The sequence below is a fragment of the Microbacterium hatanonis genome (assembly GCF_008017415.1).
GTDB lineage: Bacteria > Actinomycetota > Actinomycetes > Actinomycetales > Microbacteriaceae > Microbacterium > Microbacterium hatanonis.
On record NZ_VRSV01000001.1, the window covers coordinates 949,464 to 963,637 of the forward strand.

At 69.8% G+C, this 14,174-nt stretch carries 14 protein-coding genes; 12 read left to right on the plus strand and 2 right to left on the minus strand.

The annotated features are described in order from the left end of the window. The first annotated feature begins 26 nt into the window (after positions 1 to 26). The 6 genes from FVP77_RS04460 to FVP77_RS04485 all read left to right on the plus strand — a co-directional run bounded on the left by FVP77_RS04460 (position 27) and on the right by FVP77_RS04485 (position 3,859). A complete protein-coding gene (locus FVP77_RS04460; protein WP_147893427.1) occupies positions 27 to 503 on the plus strand; it encodes a cell division protein SepF in 477 nt (158 codons plus the stop codon). 6 nt (positions 504 to 509) lie between these two features. Continuing rightward, positions 510 to 809 carry a YggT family protein gene (locus FVP77_RS04465; RefSeq protein ID WP_116648424.1) on the plus strand — a complete coding sequence of 100 codons (300 nt, stop codon included), beginning with the start codon at positions 510 to 512 and terminating at the stop codon, positions 807 to 809. A gap of 146 nt (positions 810 to 955) precedes the next feature. Continuing rightward, positions 956 to 1,585, plus strand: a complete 630-nt coding sequence (locus tag FVP77_RS04470) for a DivIVA domain-containing protein (protein WP_147893428.1) — start codon at positions 956 to 958, stop codon at positions 1,583 to 1,585. A 9-nt stretch (positions 1,586 to 1,594) separates the two neighbouring features. Then, on the plus strand, positions 1,595 to 2,227 hold the full coding sequence (lspA, locus tag FVP77_RS04475; RefSeq protein WP_147893429.1) for a signal peptidase II: 633 nt from the start codon (positions 1,595 to 1,597) through the stop codon (positions 2,225 to 2,227). Between the two features lie 2 nt (positions 2,228 to 2,229). Continuing rightward, positions 2,230 to 3,150: an RluA family pseudouridine synthase gene (locus FVP77_RS04480; protein WP_147893430.1), complete on the plus strand. Its 921-nt coding sequence runs from the start codon at positions 2,230 to 2,232 to the stop codon at positions 3,148 to 3,150. A gap of 136 nt (positions 3,151 to 3,286) precedes the next feature. After that, complete coding sequence (locus FVP77_RS04485; RefSeq protein WP_147893431.1) at positions 3,287 to 3,859, plus strand: GNAT family N-acetyltransferase; 573 nt, start codon at positions 3,287 to 3,289, stop codon at positions 3,857 to 3,859. 34 nt (positions 3,860 to 3,893) lie between these two features. Here the strand turns inward: FVP77_RS04485 and FVP77_RS04490 are convergent, their stop codons facing one another. Beyond that, on the minus strand, positions 3,894 to 4,367 hold the full coding sequence (locus FVP77_RS04490) for an NUDIX hydrolase (protein ID WP_147893432.1): 474 nt from the start codon (positions 4,365 to 4,367) through the stop codon (positions 3,894 to 3,896). A 105-nt stretch (positions 4,368 to 4,472) separates the two neighbouring features. Here FVP77_RS04490 and dnaE point away from each other — a divergent pair, with 105 nt between their 5' ends. The 5 genes from dnaE to FVP77_RS04515 all read left to right on the plus strand — a co-directional run bounded on the left by dnaE (position 4,473) and on the right by FVP77_RS04515 (position 12,125). Beyond that, a complete protein-coding gene (gene dnaE / locus FVP77_RS04495; protein ID WP_246134053.1) occupies positions 4,473 to 7,943 on the plus strand; it encodes a DNA polymerase III subunit alpha in 3,471 nt (1,156 codons plus the stop codon). Positions 7,944 to 8,086: 143 nt separating this feature from the next. Then, entirely contained in the window at positions 8,087 to 9,247 is a 1,161-nt protein-coding gene (locus FVP77_RS17020; RefSeq protein ID WP_246133970.1) for a hypothetical protein, read from the plus strand. 32 nt (positions 9,248 to 9,279) lie between these two features. Beyond that, on the plus strand, positions 9,280 to 10,581 hold the full coding sequence (gene hisD, locus FVP77_RS04505) for a histidinol dehydrogenase (RefSeq protein WP_147893434.1): 1,302 nt from the start codon (positions 9,280 to 9,282) through the stop codon (positions 10,579 to 10,581). A 12-nt stretch (positions 10,582 to 10,593) separates the two neighbouring features. After that, positions 10,594 to 11,079, plus strand: coding sequence for a transcriptional regulator NrdR (gene nrdR, locus FVP77_RS04510; RefSeq protein ID WP_147893435.1), 486 nt, complete (start codon positions 10,594 to 10,596; stop codon positions 11,077 to 11,079). Positions 11,080 to 11,102: 23 nt separating this feature from the next. Next, the gene (locus FVP77_RS04515) at positions 11,103 to 12,125 is read left to right on the plus strand and encodes a quinone-dependent dihydroorotate dehydrogenase (protein ID WP_147893436.1); all 1,023 of its coding nucleotides are present in this window, start codon (positions 11,103 to 11,105) and stop codon (positions 12,123 to 12,125) included. 6 nt (positions 12,126 to 12,131) lie between these two features. Here FVP77_RS04515 and FVP77_RS04520 read toward each other — a convergent pair whose 3' ends face one another. Beyond that, entirely contained in the window at positions 12,132 to 12,704 is a 573-nt protein-coding gene (locus tag FVP77_RS04520; protein ID WP_147893437.1) for a DUF3043 domain-containing protein, read from the minus strand. 45 nt (positions 12,705 to 12,749) lie between these two features. On the opposite strand from FVP77_RS04520, the gene FVP77_RS04525 reads away from it, so the two are divergent. Beyond that, entirely contained in the window at positions 12,750 to 14,144 is a 1,395-nt protein-coding gene (locus FVP77_RS04525; protein ID WP_147893438.1) for a dipeptidase, read from the plus strand. Positions 14,145 to 14,174: the final 30 nt, after the last annotated feature.

Genomic DNA, 14,174 nt, shown 5'->3' on the forward strand with positions numbered 1-14,174 from the left:
AACCACACGAGCGAACGGAGGATGCGATGTCGAACCCGCTCAAGAAAACCATGGTGTACCTGGGCCTCGCCGACGAGGAGGAGACGTTCGATGAGCCGGCACCGCAGCCCACGAGCCGCAAGCAGCAGCCCGCAGCCGTCGAGAAGACGGCGACGGTGACTCCGTTGCACCGGCCGACCGTCGTGCGCCAGCCCACCGCCGGACCCATCAGCGAGATCCTGACGGTGCACCCCAAGCAGTACCGGGATGCCCAGACGATCGCCGAGAACTTCCGCGACGGCATCCCCGTGATCATCAACCTCTCGCAGATGTCCGACGCCGACGCGCGTCGTCTCATCGACTTCGCGAGCGGTCTGTCGCTGGGTCTGTACGGTCGCATCGAGCGCGTCACCAGCAAGGTCTTCCTGCTGTCGCCCGAGAACGTCGCCGTCTCCGGCGAAGGCGCGGTCGCGCAGGCCGACCCCGAGGCGACGCCGTTCGCCCCGGCGTCGTTCGCCCCGTAATCCGCGGTGAACGTCGTCGGCCTCGTCGCCTCGATCCTCAACGTCCTGCTGTTCCTGTACGTGCTCGTGCTCCTCGCACGGCTCGTGCTGGAGTACATCCCGATGTTCAACAGATCGTGGCGCCCGACCGGAGCAGGCCTCGTCGCGGCGGAGCTCGTGTACACCGTCACCGACCCGCCCATCAAGCTCTTCCGCCGGTTCATCCCGCCCCTGCGGGTCGGGCCGGTGGCCATCGATTTCGCCTTCATGCTGACGATGCTGCTCTGCTTCATCCTGCTCAGCGTCACCCGCGCGCTGGCGTCGTGAACTGACGCGTCGTCGACGCGCCGCAACCCGCATTCGCACTTCGACATGCCGTTGAGGCTGAGACTATGCTGGTCCGAAGCGGCACGCGGCGGTGTGCCACCCCCGACATCGGCCCCGCGACCAGATCTCTCGGAAGAGGAACCACCATGGCATTGACACCCGATGACGTCGTCACGAAGCAGTTTCAGCACGTCCGCTTCAAAGAGGGTTTCGACCCCGACGAGGTCGACGACTTCCTCGACGAGATCGTCGTCGAGTGGCGCAAGACGATCGCCGAGAACGAAGAACTGAAGGCGAAACTCGCCGCGTTCGAGTCCGGCGAGTCCGCGCCCGCTTCTGCGCCCGAGGCCGCCGAGGAGCCCGCCGCGGCTGAGCCCGTGGCCGAGGCCGAGGTCATCGAAGAGGTTCCCGCACCCGCGCCGGCGCCCGCCGCGTCGAACGAGGGCCCCGCCGCAGCATCCGCCGGCATCATCGAGCTGGCTCAGCGCCTCCACGACGAGCACGTCGCCGAGGGCAAGGCGCAGCGCGACCAGCTCATCTCCGAGGCGCAGTCGCAGGCCGCGAGCATCGTCAACGAGGCCGAGGCGAAGGGCCGCGAAGAGATGGCCCGCCTCGACCGCGAGCGCGCCACCCTCGAAGCCCGCATCACCGAGCTGCGCACGTTCGAGCGCGACTACCGCACCCAGCTGCGCAGCTACATCGAGGGCAAGCTCCGCGACCTCGACACCACCGCCACGCCGTCGGGTTCCACCCCGGTCTCGGCGATCGGTCTCTAGGCCGGCTCGGTGCCACACCGAGTCCCCCTGCGTAAGGCGGCGGCCGGCGCCATCATCGCGATCCTCGCGGTGCTGGTGCTGGCCGCCGACCAGTTCGCTAAGTACCTCGCGATCGAGAACCTCCCGCCCGAACGGGTGGTTCCGGTGCTGGGCGACTTCCTGCAGCTCTACCTGATCCGAAACCCCGGCGCGGCGTTCTCGCTGGGCGAGGGCGTCACCTGGATCTTCACCATCGCCCTCGCGGCCGTCGCGGTGGCGATCGTCTGGATCGCCGTCACCCGTCTGCGCTCGCGGGCATGGGCGATCGTTCTCGGACTGCTGCTCGGCGGCGTGCTGGGCAATCTGACCGACCGGCTCTTCCGCGAACCCGGCTTCGCGGTCGGTCACGTCGTCGACTACATCTCCACTCCCTGGATGATGCCGGCGATCTACAACATCGCCGACATGTTCATCGTGACGATGATGATCGGCGTCGCCATCATCGTGCTCGTCGGTGTGCGGTTCGACGGCACCCGCGAGCCGCGCCGAGGGTCCGACGACGCCGAGTCCGAAACGTCCGACGGCTCCGCCGACACGACGGAGGCCGGAACCGGCGCGGCGGCGACGCGCGCGCCCGAGCCCGGCGATCCGGCCGAGCGCTGATCGTGGAGTCCCGCTCCCTCCCGGTTCCCGACGGGCTCGACGGCACGCGCGTCGACGCCGCCCTCGCCAAGATGCTCGGCTTCTCCCGCACCTTCGCCGCGGAGGTCGCCGATGCCGGCGGGGTGACCCAGGACGGGCGGGCGGTCGAGAAGTCGGATCGCCTGCGCGCGGGCGCCTGGCTGAGCGTCGAGTGGACCCCCCGCCGTGAACCCGAGATCGTGCCGACCGCCGTCCCCGACCTCGGCATCGTGTACGACGACGACGACATCGTCGTAGTGGACAAACCCGCCGGCGTCGCGGCGCACCCCTCGGTCGGATGGGAGGGGCCCACGGTCCTGGGCGCGCTCGCGGCGGCGGGCTTCCGCATCGCCACGACCGGCGCGGCCGAGCGGCAGGGCGTCGTGCATCGCCTGGACGTCGGCACGAGCGGCCTCATGGTGGTCGCGAAGAGCGAGAACGCCTACACCGCTCTGAAGCGCGCGTTCAAGGAGCGCGAGGTGGAGAAGATCTACCACGCCGTCGTGCAGGGGCACCCCGACCCGCTCGCGGGCACGATCGACGCGCCCATCGGGCGGCACCCCACGCACTCGTGGAAGTTCGCCGTCACCCCGTCGGGCAAGGACTCCGTCACCCACTACGAGACGATCGAGGCTTTTCCCGGGGCATCGCTTCTCGAGATCCACCTCGAGACCGGTCGCACGCACCAGATCCGCGTGCACATGGCAGCCCACCGCCACCCGTGCGTCGGAGACCCGCTGTACGGCGCCGACCCCACCATCTCCGCCCGTCTCGGGCTCACCCGCCAGTGGCTGCACGCGCACCGTCTCGCTTTCGCGCACCCGGCGACCGGCGAATGGTCGACCTTCTCCTCCGACTACCCCGCTGACCTGGCCCGAGCGCTCGAGATCCTCCGCGCCGACTGACCCGCCCACCCTCGGCAGGAATGTGACGCATTCCTGCGAATGACCGCACCGGACGGTGGTGTCATACGCACAGAAGTGGCGCATTCGCCGTGCGGGGGCTCTGGCCGGATGCTGCGCGGTCGGGCACCCTGGATGCATGCCCCTCGAGGTGCGGCCCGCCCGCTCGTTCGCCGACATGCGCACCATGGTCGGCCCGAAGCGGGCGGACGCGAACGTGTGCTGGTGCCTGAGCTATCGCGTACCGGCGAAGCAGAATCGCGAACTCTCGGGTCCCCTGCGCGGCGAGTTCGTCGAGAAGCTCTGCCACCGGAAGGTCGCGCCCGGCGTGTTCGCGTACGACGGCGACGAGGTCGTGGGCTGGGCCGCGGTGGCACCCCGCGCCGAGACCTCCTTCGCCCGGAGCACGAAGATCCCGCACGTCGACGATCTCGACGTGTGGTCGGTGTGGTGCATCCGGGTTCGGCCCGGCCACCGGAAGAAGGGGATCTCTCACGTGCTGCTGGACGGCGCCGTCGATTTCGCACGCCAGCAGGGCGCGCCGGCGGTCGAGGGCTATCCCGTCGACAACGGCGGGTCGAAGGTCGATCTGACGATGGCCTACGTGGGGACGAAGGCGCTCTTCGAGAAAGCCGGATTCTCGCAGGCGTCGGAGACCGCCTCCGTGCTCGCGGGCTTCCCTCGGGTGCTGATGCGGCGCAGCTGCGCCTGAGCACCCGCTCGGGACGGCGGCGGGCCGTCGGCGCTCAGGCGCCCTGCTCGAAGCGGGCGTCGGGGCGGTCGGCGAGGGCCGCCGCGATCCGGGCGCGCATCTCGTCGCCGACGTCGGCGAGGTCGTCGAGGCGGTACCAGCCGACCTCGGTCATCTCGCCGTCCGCCGGGTACGGGTCTCCGGAGAGCCAGGTGCAGCGGAAGGTCAGGTCGAGGTAGTCGCTCTGGTCGCCGTTGTCGTAGGTGACCCGCGGGATCTGGTGCACCCAGGCGAGGCGATCGGCGCGGATCACGACCCCCGCCTCCTCCAGAGCCTCCCGGCAGGCGGCGTCGGCGGGTTCCTCCCCGGGGTCGACGATGCCGGTGACGGGGGTCAGGGCGCCGTTGTCGGACCGGCGGCCGAGGAGCACCTCGCCCTCGCGCACGATCACGGCCGTGACGCCGACGAGGGGGAGCGGGCGCGTACCGACGAGCTCACGCAGTTCGAGCACGAAATCCGGGGTGGGCATGCTTCAACGGTAGCGGGGGAGGGCGATCGTGTCGGAGCCCGAACGTAGACTCGGGGCGTGGCAGCAGACTCCTTCGTTCACCTTCATGTGCACAGCGAGTACTCGATGCTCGACGGCGCGGCCCGCATCGGGCCGATGGTCCAGGAGGCGGCCCGGCTCGAGATGCCGGCGATCGCCGTCACCGACCACGGCAACACCTTCGCCGCGTACGAGTTCTACAAGACGGCGAAGGATGCGGGGATCAAGCCGATCATCGGCATCGAGGCCTATGTCACCCCCGGCACGCACCGCTCCGACAAGGCCCGCGTGCGGTGGGGCAGCCCCGAGCAGCAGAGCGACGACGTGTCGGGTTCGGGTGCGTACACCCATATGACTCTGCTCTCCGAGACGACCCAGGGCATGCACAATCTGTTCCGGCTGTCGTCGAGGGCGAGCATGGAGGGCTACTACTTCAAGCCCCGCATGGACCGCGAACTGCTCCAGACCTACTCCAAGGGCCTCATCGCCACCACCGGCTGCCCCTCGGGCGAGGTGCAGACCCGCCTGCGACTCGGCCAGTACGACGCTGCGAAGGCCGCGGCCGCCGAGTTCCAAGACATCTTCGGCCGAGACAACTACTTCGTCGAGCTGATGGATCACGGCCTCTCGATCGAGCGCCGCGTCATGGGCGATCTGTTGAAGATCGCCAAGGAGCTCAGCATCCCGCTCGTCGGCACCAACGACCTGCACTACACGCACCAGCACGATGCCACGAGCCACGCCGCCCTCCTCTGCGTGCAGTCGGGGTCCACCCTCGACGACCCGAAGCGGTTCAAGTTCGACGGCGACGGCTACTACGTGAAGACCGCCGCCGAGATGCGGCAGGTCTTCCGCGACCACCCCGAGGCATGCGACAACACGCTCCTCATCGCCGAGCGCTGCGACGTCGAGTTCGACACCTCGGCGAACTACATGCCGCGCTTCCCGGTGCCGGCGGGCGAGACCGAGGAGTCGTGGTTCGTCAAAGAGGTCGAGAAGGGCCTCGAGTACCGCTACCCCGACGGCATCTCCGACGAGGTGCGCAAGCAGGCCGAGTACGAGACCGGCGTCATCGTGCAGATGGGCTTCCCGGGCTACTTCCTCGTCGTCGCCGACTTCATCAACTGGGCCAAGGAGAACGGCATCCGCGTCGGGCCCGGTCGAGGCTCCGGTGCGGGATCGATGGCGGCCTATGCGATGCGCATCACCGACCTCGACCCGCTGCAGCACGGGCTGATCTTCGAGCGGTTCCTCAACCCCGACCGCGTCTCGATGCCCGACTTCGACGTCGACTTCGACGATCGTCGCCGTGGCGAGGTCATCCAGTACGTCACCGAGAAGTACGGCAGCGAGAGGGTCGCGCAGATCGTGACCTACGGCACGATCAAGGCGAAGCAGGCGCTGAAAGACGCCGGTCGCGTGCTCGGCTTCCCCTTCAGCATGGGTGAGCGCCTGACGAAGGCGATGCCCCCGGCGGTGATGGGCAAAGACATGCCCCTCGGCGGCATGTTCGACAAGAACCACCCCCGGTACAAGGAGGCGTCGGAGTTCCGCACCGTCATCGAGACCGACACCGAGGCGAAGACGGTCTTCGACACGGCGGTCGGGCTCGAGAACCTGAAGCGGCAGTGGGGCGTCCACGCGGCGGGCGTGATCATGTCGAGCGAACCGCTCATCGACATCATCCCGATCATGCGCCGCGAGCAGGACGGCCAGATCGTCACGCAGTTCGACTACCCCGCGTGCGAGTCGCTCGGTCTGATCAAGATGGACTTCCTGGGGTTGCGCAACCTCACGATCATCAACGACGCGCTCGACAACATCGAGGCGAACCGCGGGCACCCGCTCGTCCTCGAAGACCTGCCCCTCGACGATCGCGGCGCCTACGATCTGCTCACGCGCGGTGATTCGCTCGGCGTGTTCCAGCTCGACGGCGGCCCGCTGCGAAGCCTCATGCGGCTCATGCGGCCCGACAACTTCGAAGACATCTCGGCCCTCATCGCGCTGTACCGTCCGGGCCCCATGGGTGCGAACTCGCACATCAACTACGCGCTGCGCAAGACGGGTCAGCAGGAGATCACGCCGATCCACCCCGAGCTCGAAGAGGCGCTGTCCGACATCCTCGATACGAGCTACGGCCTGATCATCTACCAGGAGCAGGTGATGGCGATCGCGCAGCGCGTGGCCGGCTTCACCCTCGGCGAGGCCGACATCCTCCGCCGGGCGATGGGCAAGAAGAAGAAGTCCGAGCTCGACAAGCAGTACGCGGGCTTCGAGGGCGGCATGAAGAAGAACGGCTTCAGCGAAGCGGCCGTGAAGACTCTCTGGGACATCCTCCTGCCGTTCTCCGACTACGCCTTCAACAAGGCGCACTCGGCCGCCTACGGCATGATCTCGTACTGGACCGCCTACCTGAAGGCTCACTATCCGGCCGAGTACATGGCCGCGCTCCTCACGAGCGTCGGCGACTCGAAGGACAAGATGGCCGTCTACCTCAACGAGTGCCGTCGCATGGGCATCAAGGTGCTGCCGCCCGACGTCGGCCAGTCGATCCGCTACTTCGCGGCCGTCGGCGAAGACATCCGCTTCGGTCTCGGCGCCGTGCGCAACGTGGGCGCGAACGTGGTCGACGGGATCGTCGCGGCCCGCGCCGACGGGCCCTTCACGTCGTTCCACGACTATCTCGCCCGCGTGCCCGGGCCCGCCGCGAACAAGCGCACGGTCGAGTCGCTGATCAAGGCCGGCGCGTTCGACTCGATGGGGGCGACGCGTCGCGCGCTCCACGAGATCCACGAGGATGCCGCGGAAGCGGCGGTCGACGTGAAGCGGAAGGAGGCGACGGGGGCCATCGGCTTCGACTTCGACAGCCTCTACGACGAGGCCGAGGAAGCCGTACCGGCCAAGGTGCCCGACCGCCCGGAGTGGACGAAGAAGGACAAGCTCGCATTCGAACGCGAGATGCTCGGCCTCTACGTGTCAGATCATCCGTTGGCGGGGCTCGAGGTGCCCCTCGCGAAGCACGCGTCGACCAGCATCCACGACCTCCTCGCCTCGGAGAACATCGAGGACGGCGACCAGGTCACCGTCGCGGGCCTCGTGACGAGCGTGCAGCATCGCGTGGCGAAGGCGAGCGGCAACCCCTACGGCATGATCACGGTCGAGGACTTCGACGGTGAGGTCACCGTCATGTTCATGGGCAAGACCTACCAGGAGTTCTCGCCCGTCCTCCAGCAGGACTCGATCCTCGTGGTGCGCGGGCGCGTGTCCCGGCGCGACGACGGGTTGAACCTGCACGCGCAGTCCGCGCTGTCTCCCGACCTGGGCGCGGTGGACGCCTCGGGGCCTCTCGTGCTGCTGATGCCCGAGCAGCGCGCCACGGAGGTGCTGGTGAAAGACCTCGCGGAGGTGCTCGAGCGTCATCGCGGCGAGACCGAGGTGTCGCTCCGCCTGCACAGGGGAGGGATGGCCAAAGTCTTCGAGGTGCCCATGCCGGTGCGTGTCACGGCCGATCTGTACGGCGAACTGAAGGGCCTCCTGGGCCCGAACTGCCTCGGCTGAGAGCGCGTCTGTGCGCACCCTGCGAGCGGCTCGATCCGTCGTCGTCGAGTGACGTCGAACGTCGCGCCGCGCAGGAATTCGCAGCGACGCGCGACTAGGATCGGACGGCGCGCACCCCCGGCGCGACAGCGGAGAGGACCATCGTGACCGACGAGAATCTGAACGACAAGAACCTGGCCGACACCTCCGTGGACGAACCCACGGCGGAGTCGAGCGACCAGGTCGCGGCGACCGAGAGCACGAGCAGCGAGCGCGAGGCCGCGTCGTCGACGGATGCTGACGACGCGAAGGCGACGGGTGCTCCTCCGCAGTACGGCGTCGGCCCCTTCTCGCTCCGCGAGGTCATTCTCGGCGGCGTGTGGCTCGTCGCGTTCATCGTGTCGTTCTTCCCCGTGAACCTTCTCGTCGGCGCGCCCGCCGCTCTGGTCGGCGGCGTGAACGTGTGGGTCTCGGGCCTGGCCTGGATCCTCTCGATCGGTGTGCCGACGGTCGCCGTCTTCCTCGTCATCCTCCGCCGCCTCTCGCCGCAGGGAATCCCGCGCGTCGGGTCGCTCGGCATCGACCAGTTCGCCTCGGTCGCCTTCTCCGTCGCCGCGATCTACTGGCTGCAGTCGGTCTGGGAGACCGTCGCGATCTCTCTCGAGACGGGCGCCTGGGTGCGCTCGTGGGTGATCTGGGTCGAGCTGGTCCTGATGCTCGCCGGCGTCGTGCTCACGGTCTTCGCGCCGTTCATCCCCGCGCTCGAGCAGGACTTCCAAGACCGCCGCGAGGTGCCCGCGCACCGCAACGCCCGTCCGATCCGCGCGGTCGTCGCCCGGCCGAAGACCCCCCGTCCGGAGCGCCCCGCCCCGGCGCCCGCCGAGCAGCACGCGGCCCCGGCCTACGTCCCGCCGGCAGCGCACGACACCGGGTCGTACGACACGGGCGCGCAGCCGGCTGTCGCCGATCAGTCGGACACCGGTGCCTACAGCAGCCCGACCGCCGACACCGGCGCGTACGGGACCGACGTGTTCGCCCCGCTGCACACCGGTGAGACGACGCAGACCTCGGACGACGACTGGGCTCCCGCGAACGACGACACCGTCCGCACCACGCAGATCCCCGCACAGTCGCAGACCCAGGCTTTCTGGGCGCTCGTCCCCGTCGAGCGCGACGTCGTCGACGACTACGGCAACCCGCTCTTCCGCATCGGCCCCACAGCCTGGGCGCTCGTCATCGAAGACCGTGGTGAAGCCTTCGTCGTCCGCCACGAAGACGGGCGCGTGGGGTACCTCCACGACGTCACCGGCGTGACGCGCGGCTGAGCTCCACCGGCTCCAGCCGGTAGCCTTGAGGGATGCTTCGTACCATCGATCTGCGCGGTCGCGCCCTGTCACCGGCCGAGTTCCTCGCGGCCGTTCCGCGAGCCGACGGGGCCCGTGACGAGGCGCTGAGCGTCGCCTCGGAGATCGTCGCCGACGTCGCGGAGCGCGGCGAGACCGCGCTCCGCGAACAGGCCACCGCGTTCGACGGGGTCAGCGGCCACGACCTCCGTGTCCCGGCCTCCCACCTCGTCGAGGCGCTCGACCGGCTCGCCCCCGACGTGCGGGCCGCTCTCGAGGAGGCCATCACGCGGGTGCGTCGGGCATCCGCCGCGCAGGTGCCCGCTCCGGTCGTGACCGAGATCGCGCCGGGCGCGCGAGTGGCGCAGCGCTGGCAGCCGGTGCGCAGGGTCGGTGTCTACGTGCCGGGCGGCAAAGCCGTGTATCCGTCGAGCGTCGTGATGAACGTCGTTCCCGCGCAGGTCGCGGGCGTGTCCCAGGTCGCCCTCACGTCGCCGCCCCAGCGCGAGTTCGGCGGGCGTGTGCACCCCACGATCCTCGCGGCCGCCCACCTGCTCGGCGTCACCGAGGTCTACGCCCTGGGCGGTGCCGGAGCGATCGGTGCCCTCGCCCACGGTGTGGCGGCCATCGGACTCGAGCCCGTCGATGTCGTGACCGGCCCGGGCAACAACTTCGTCGCCGCCGCCAAGCGCGCTGTCGCCGGTCGGGTCGGCACCGACTCCGAAGCCGGCGCGACCGAGATCCTCGTCGTCGCCGATGCTTCGGCCGACGCCCGGTGGGTCGCGGCCGACCTCGTGAGCCAGGCCGAGCACGATGAGCAGGCCTCCGCGGTGCTCGTGACCGATTCGCCCGAGCTCGCCCTCGCGGTCTCGGCCGCCGTCGACGCCCGCGCTGCGTCGACCCGGCACAGCGCTCGGGTGACGGCCGCGCTCACCGGCCCGCAGTCGGCGATCGTGCTCGTCGACGACATCGACGCCGCGACCGCCTTCAGCAACGCCTACGCACCCGAGCACCTCGAGCTGCAGATCGCGGACGCCCGACCGGAGGAGTTCGTGCACGCCGGAGCGATCTTCGTGGGCCCGCACACCCCGGTCAGCCTGGGGGACTACCTGGCGGGCAGCAATCACGTGCTCCCGACGGGTGGGCAGGCGCGCTTCCAGCCGGGCCTGTCGGCGGCCACCTTCCTCCGCCCGCAGCAGGTCATCGAGTACGACCGCGCCGCTCTCGCGACCGTGCGCGACGGAATCGTCGCCCTCGCCGAGGCCGAGGCCCTGCCGGCGCACGGCGAGGCCGTCGTGGCCCGGTTCGAGGCGTAGTCTTTCGGTGCCATGCACTGCCCCTTCTGTCGCCACCCCGATTCCCGTGTCATCGACTCCCGAACGAGCGATGACGGCCTCAGCATCCGTCGTCGACGCCAGTGCCCCCAGTGCGGCGGTCGCTTCTCCACGGTCGAGACCGCGAGCCTGAACGTCATCAAGCGCTCCGGCGTGATCGAGCCGTTCAGTCGCGAGAAGGTCATGTCGGGCGTGCGCAAGGCCTGCCAGGGCCGCCCCGTCACCGACGCCGATCTCGCGATGCTGGCCCAGTCGGTCGAGGAGGCCGTGCGTCAGACCGGTTCTTCGCAGATCGATGCGAACGAGATCGGTCTGGCGATCCTCGGCCCGCTCCGCGAGCTCGACGAGGTCGCCTTCCTCCGCTTCGCCAGCGTCTATCAGGCGTTCGAATCGCTCGAGGACTTCGAGACGGCCATCGAGCAGCTGCGCGTCGATCACCGGGATCGTCGCCGGGCGCACGATGCGGCGCAGGTCGACTGACGCCGTCCAGTAATCTGGCGGGGATGTATCCCCTTCTCTTCCGGCACGTGCTGTCGCGGATCGATCCCGAGCGCGCCCACCACCTCGCCGTGCCGGTCATCCGGCTGTCGGGCGTGCGCCCGTTCTCCTGGGTCGTCCGCGCTGTGACGGCGCCCGCTCCCCAACTGCGAACGCGGGCCCTCGGTCTTGAGTTCGATTCGCCGTTCGGCGTGGCCGCCGGGTTCGACAAGGACGTCCGCATGGTGCGCGGTCTCGGAGCGCTCGGCTTCGGTCACGTCGAGGTCGGCACGCTCACGGCGCTCCCGCAGCCCGGTAATCCGCGTCCGCGCCTGTTCCGCCTCGTGGCCGATCGAGCCGTCATCAACCGGATGGGGTTCAACAACTCGGGTGCCGCCGCGGCTGCGCAACGCCTGCGGCGACTGCGTCGGCGCGGCGGGCGCACGGTCGTCGGAGTGAACATCGGCAAGAGCCGCGCGGTCGAGGTCGAGGCCGCGACCGCCGACTACGTGCGCAGCACCGAGCTCCTCGCCCCGTTGGCCGACTACCTCGTCGTGAACGTGTCGTCACCGAACACGCCCGGTCTCCGCGGCCTGCAGGCCGTCGAGACGCTGCGTCCTCTGCTCGAGGCGGTGAGGGATGCTGCGGGCGGCACGCCGTTGCTGGTGAAGATCGCCCCCGACCTCCCCGACGACGAGGTGCACGCGGTCTCTCGTCTCGCGGTGGACCTGGGACTCGCCGGCCTCATCGCCACGAACACGACGATCTCGCGAGAAGGGCTCATGACGCCCGCGGGCGTCGTCGAGGCCGCGGGCGCCGGCGGTCTGTCGGGCGCGCCGCTGAAGGAACGCGCCCTGGCGGTGCTGCGCCTCGTGCGCGAGGTGGTACCGGAAGAGTTCGCCGTGATCTCGGCCGGAGGGGTCGAGACCGCAGACGACGTGCGAGAGCGCCTTGCGGCGGGCGCGACCCTGGTTCAGGGGTACACGGCGTTCCTGTATCGCGGACCCCTGTGGGCCCGCCAGATCAACCGCGGACTCCGCCGCGGCTGACCGGGGTCAGACCGGGTAGCCGCCGCGCTTGACCTGCGGCTTCGGCAGGCGCATGAACCGCATCTGCACGGTGCGCATCGCGGCGTACCAGCCGAGACCCTTCTCCATGCGGGCCTCGCCGAACTTGTTGCGGGCTTCCTTCTTCACGCGACGCGCGGTGAGCACCATGTCGCCGATCGTCAGCAGCACGAAGACCATCAGCACCGGGTAGGCGAAGAGCTGGATGTAGACGTTCGGGATCAAGGTGAAGAGGATCACGAGGATCGCCATCGGCATGAGCGCCTCGCCGAGGTGCCACCCGGCGTCGACCCAGTCGCGGGCGAACCGGCGCTGCGGACCCTTGTCGCGCAGCGGAAGGTACTTGTCCTCGCCGGCGGCCATGCCGGCGCGGGCGCGGTCGCGGGCGACAGCGAGTTCGGCGCGGGCGCGGGCGCGGGCTTCCTTCGTGTCGGCCACCAGCGGGCGCTTGCGCGCGGCCTCCTGCTCGGCTCGCGTGGGCGTGGCGCGGCCCTTGCCGCTGCCGGGCGCGAACTCCTCTTCGGGAGCTTCGTTCGATGCGGGGGCGGGGGACTTGGCCACGGTGAACCTCGAAAACGTCGTTGCGGGAGCCTTAAGATTACCCGCATGACCCCCGAAACTTCCCGACAGGACGCTGTGCGCTCCGCCGCGACCGATGGCATCCCGACCGCTCTCGCCGATCTCGGCGCCCTGGTGCGGATCCCGTCGATCGCGTGGCCGGCGTTCGATCAGACGCAGCTGCAGCGCAGCGCCGAGGCCATCGCGGATCTCGCCCGCGAGATCGGGGTGTTCGATTCCGTCGAGATCGCCCGCGCAGGCATCCCCGGAACGGACGAACTCGGCCAGCCCGCCGTGCTCGCGGTCCGTCGGGCGCGCAACGGTCGGCCGACCGTGCTGCTCTACGCCCACCACGACGTGCAGCCTCCCGGAGAAGAGTCGCTGTGGGAGTCGCCGCCGTTCGAGCCGACGGTGCGCGGCGGCCGTCTCTACGGTCGCGGGGCCGCCGACGACAAGGCGGGGGTCATGGCGCACCTCGCCTCCCTCCGCGCGCTCGCGGCCGCGCTCGGCGATGACTTCGACCTCGGCGTCGCGCTCTTCATCGAGGGGGAGGAGGAGTACGGTTCGCGCTCGTTCGCGACGTTCCTCTCCGACCACGCCGATGTGCTGCGCTCCGATGTGATCGTCGTCGCCGACTCGGGCAACTGGGACGAGAAGACCCCGGCCCTCACGGTCTCCCTGCGCGGCAACGCGCGGTTCACGCTGCGCGTTCGCACGCTCGACCACGCCTCGCACTCGGGAATGTTCGGCGGCGCCGTCCCCGACGCGATGCTGGCCACGGTGAAGCTCCTGGCGACCCTGTGGGACGACGACGGCGCGGTCGCGGTCGACGGGCTGCAGGAGAGGGATGCGGCTACGCCCGACTACACCGAGCAGACGCTCCGCTCCGAGACGGGGCTCCTCGACGGCGTCTCGCCGATCGGCACCGGGTCGTTCCTCGGACGCATCTGGAACAAGCCGTCCGTGACCATCACCGGCATCGACGCCACGAGCGTGGAGGCGGCGTCCAACACTCTCGCGCCCGAGACCTCCGTCGTCATCAGCGCCCGTGTCGCCCCCGGTCAGCGGGCCGAGGACGCCTATGCCGCGATCGAGGCGCACCTTCGCGCGCACGCCCCGTTCGGCGCGCAGCTGGAGTTCTCCGACGTCGACTGCGGCGACGCGTTCCTCGTCGACACGAGCGGATGGGCCGTCGACGACATGCGCGACGCCTTCCGGGAGGGCTACGGCGTCGAGTCCGTCGACGTGGGCGTGGGAGGGTCGATCCCGTTCATCGCCGACCTCGTCCGCGAGAATCCCGGCGCGCAGATCCTCGTCACCGGCGTGGAGGATCCCCACTCCCGAGCGCACAGTCCGAACGAGTCGCTGCACCTCGACACCTTCCGCAAGGCCGTGGTGTCGGAGGCGCTGCTGCTCGAGAAGCTCGACGCGCGCACGATCTGATCGAGCCGGTGCCGCCGGGGGCGGCGTACA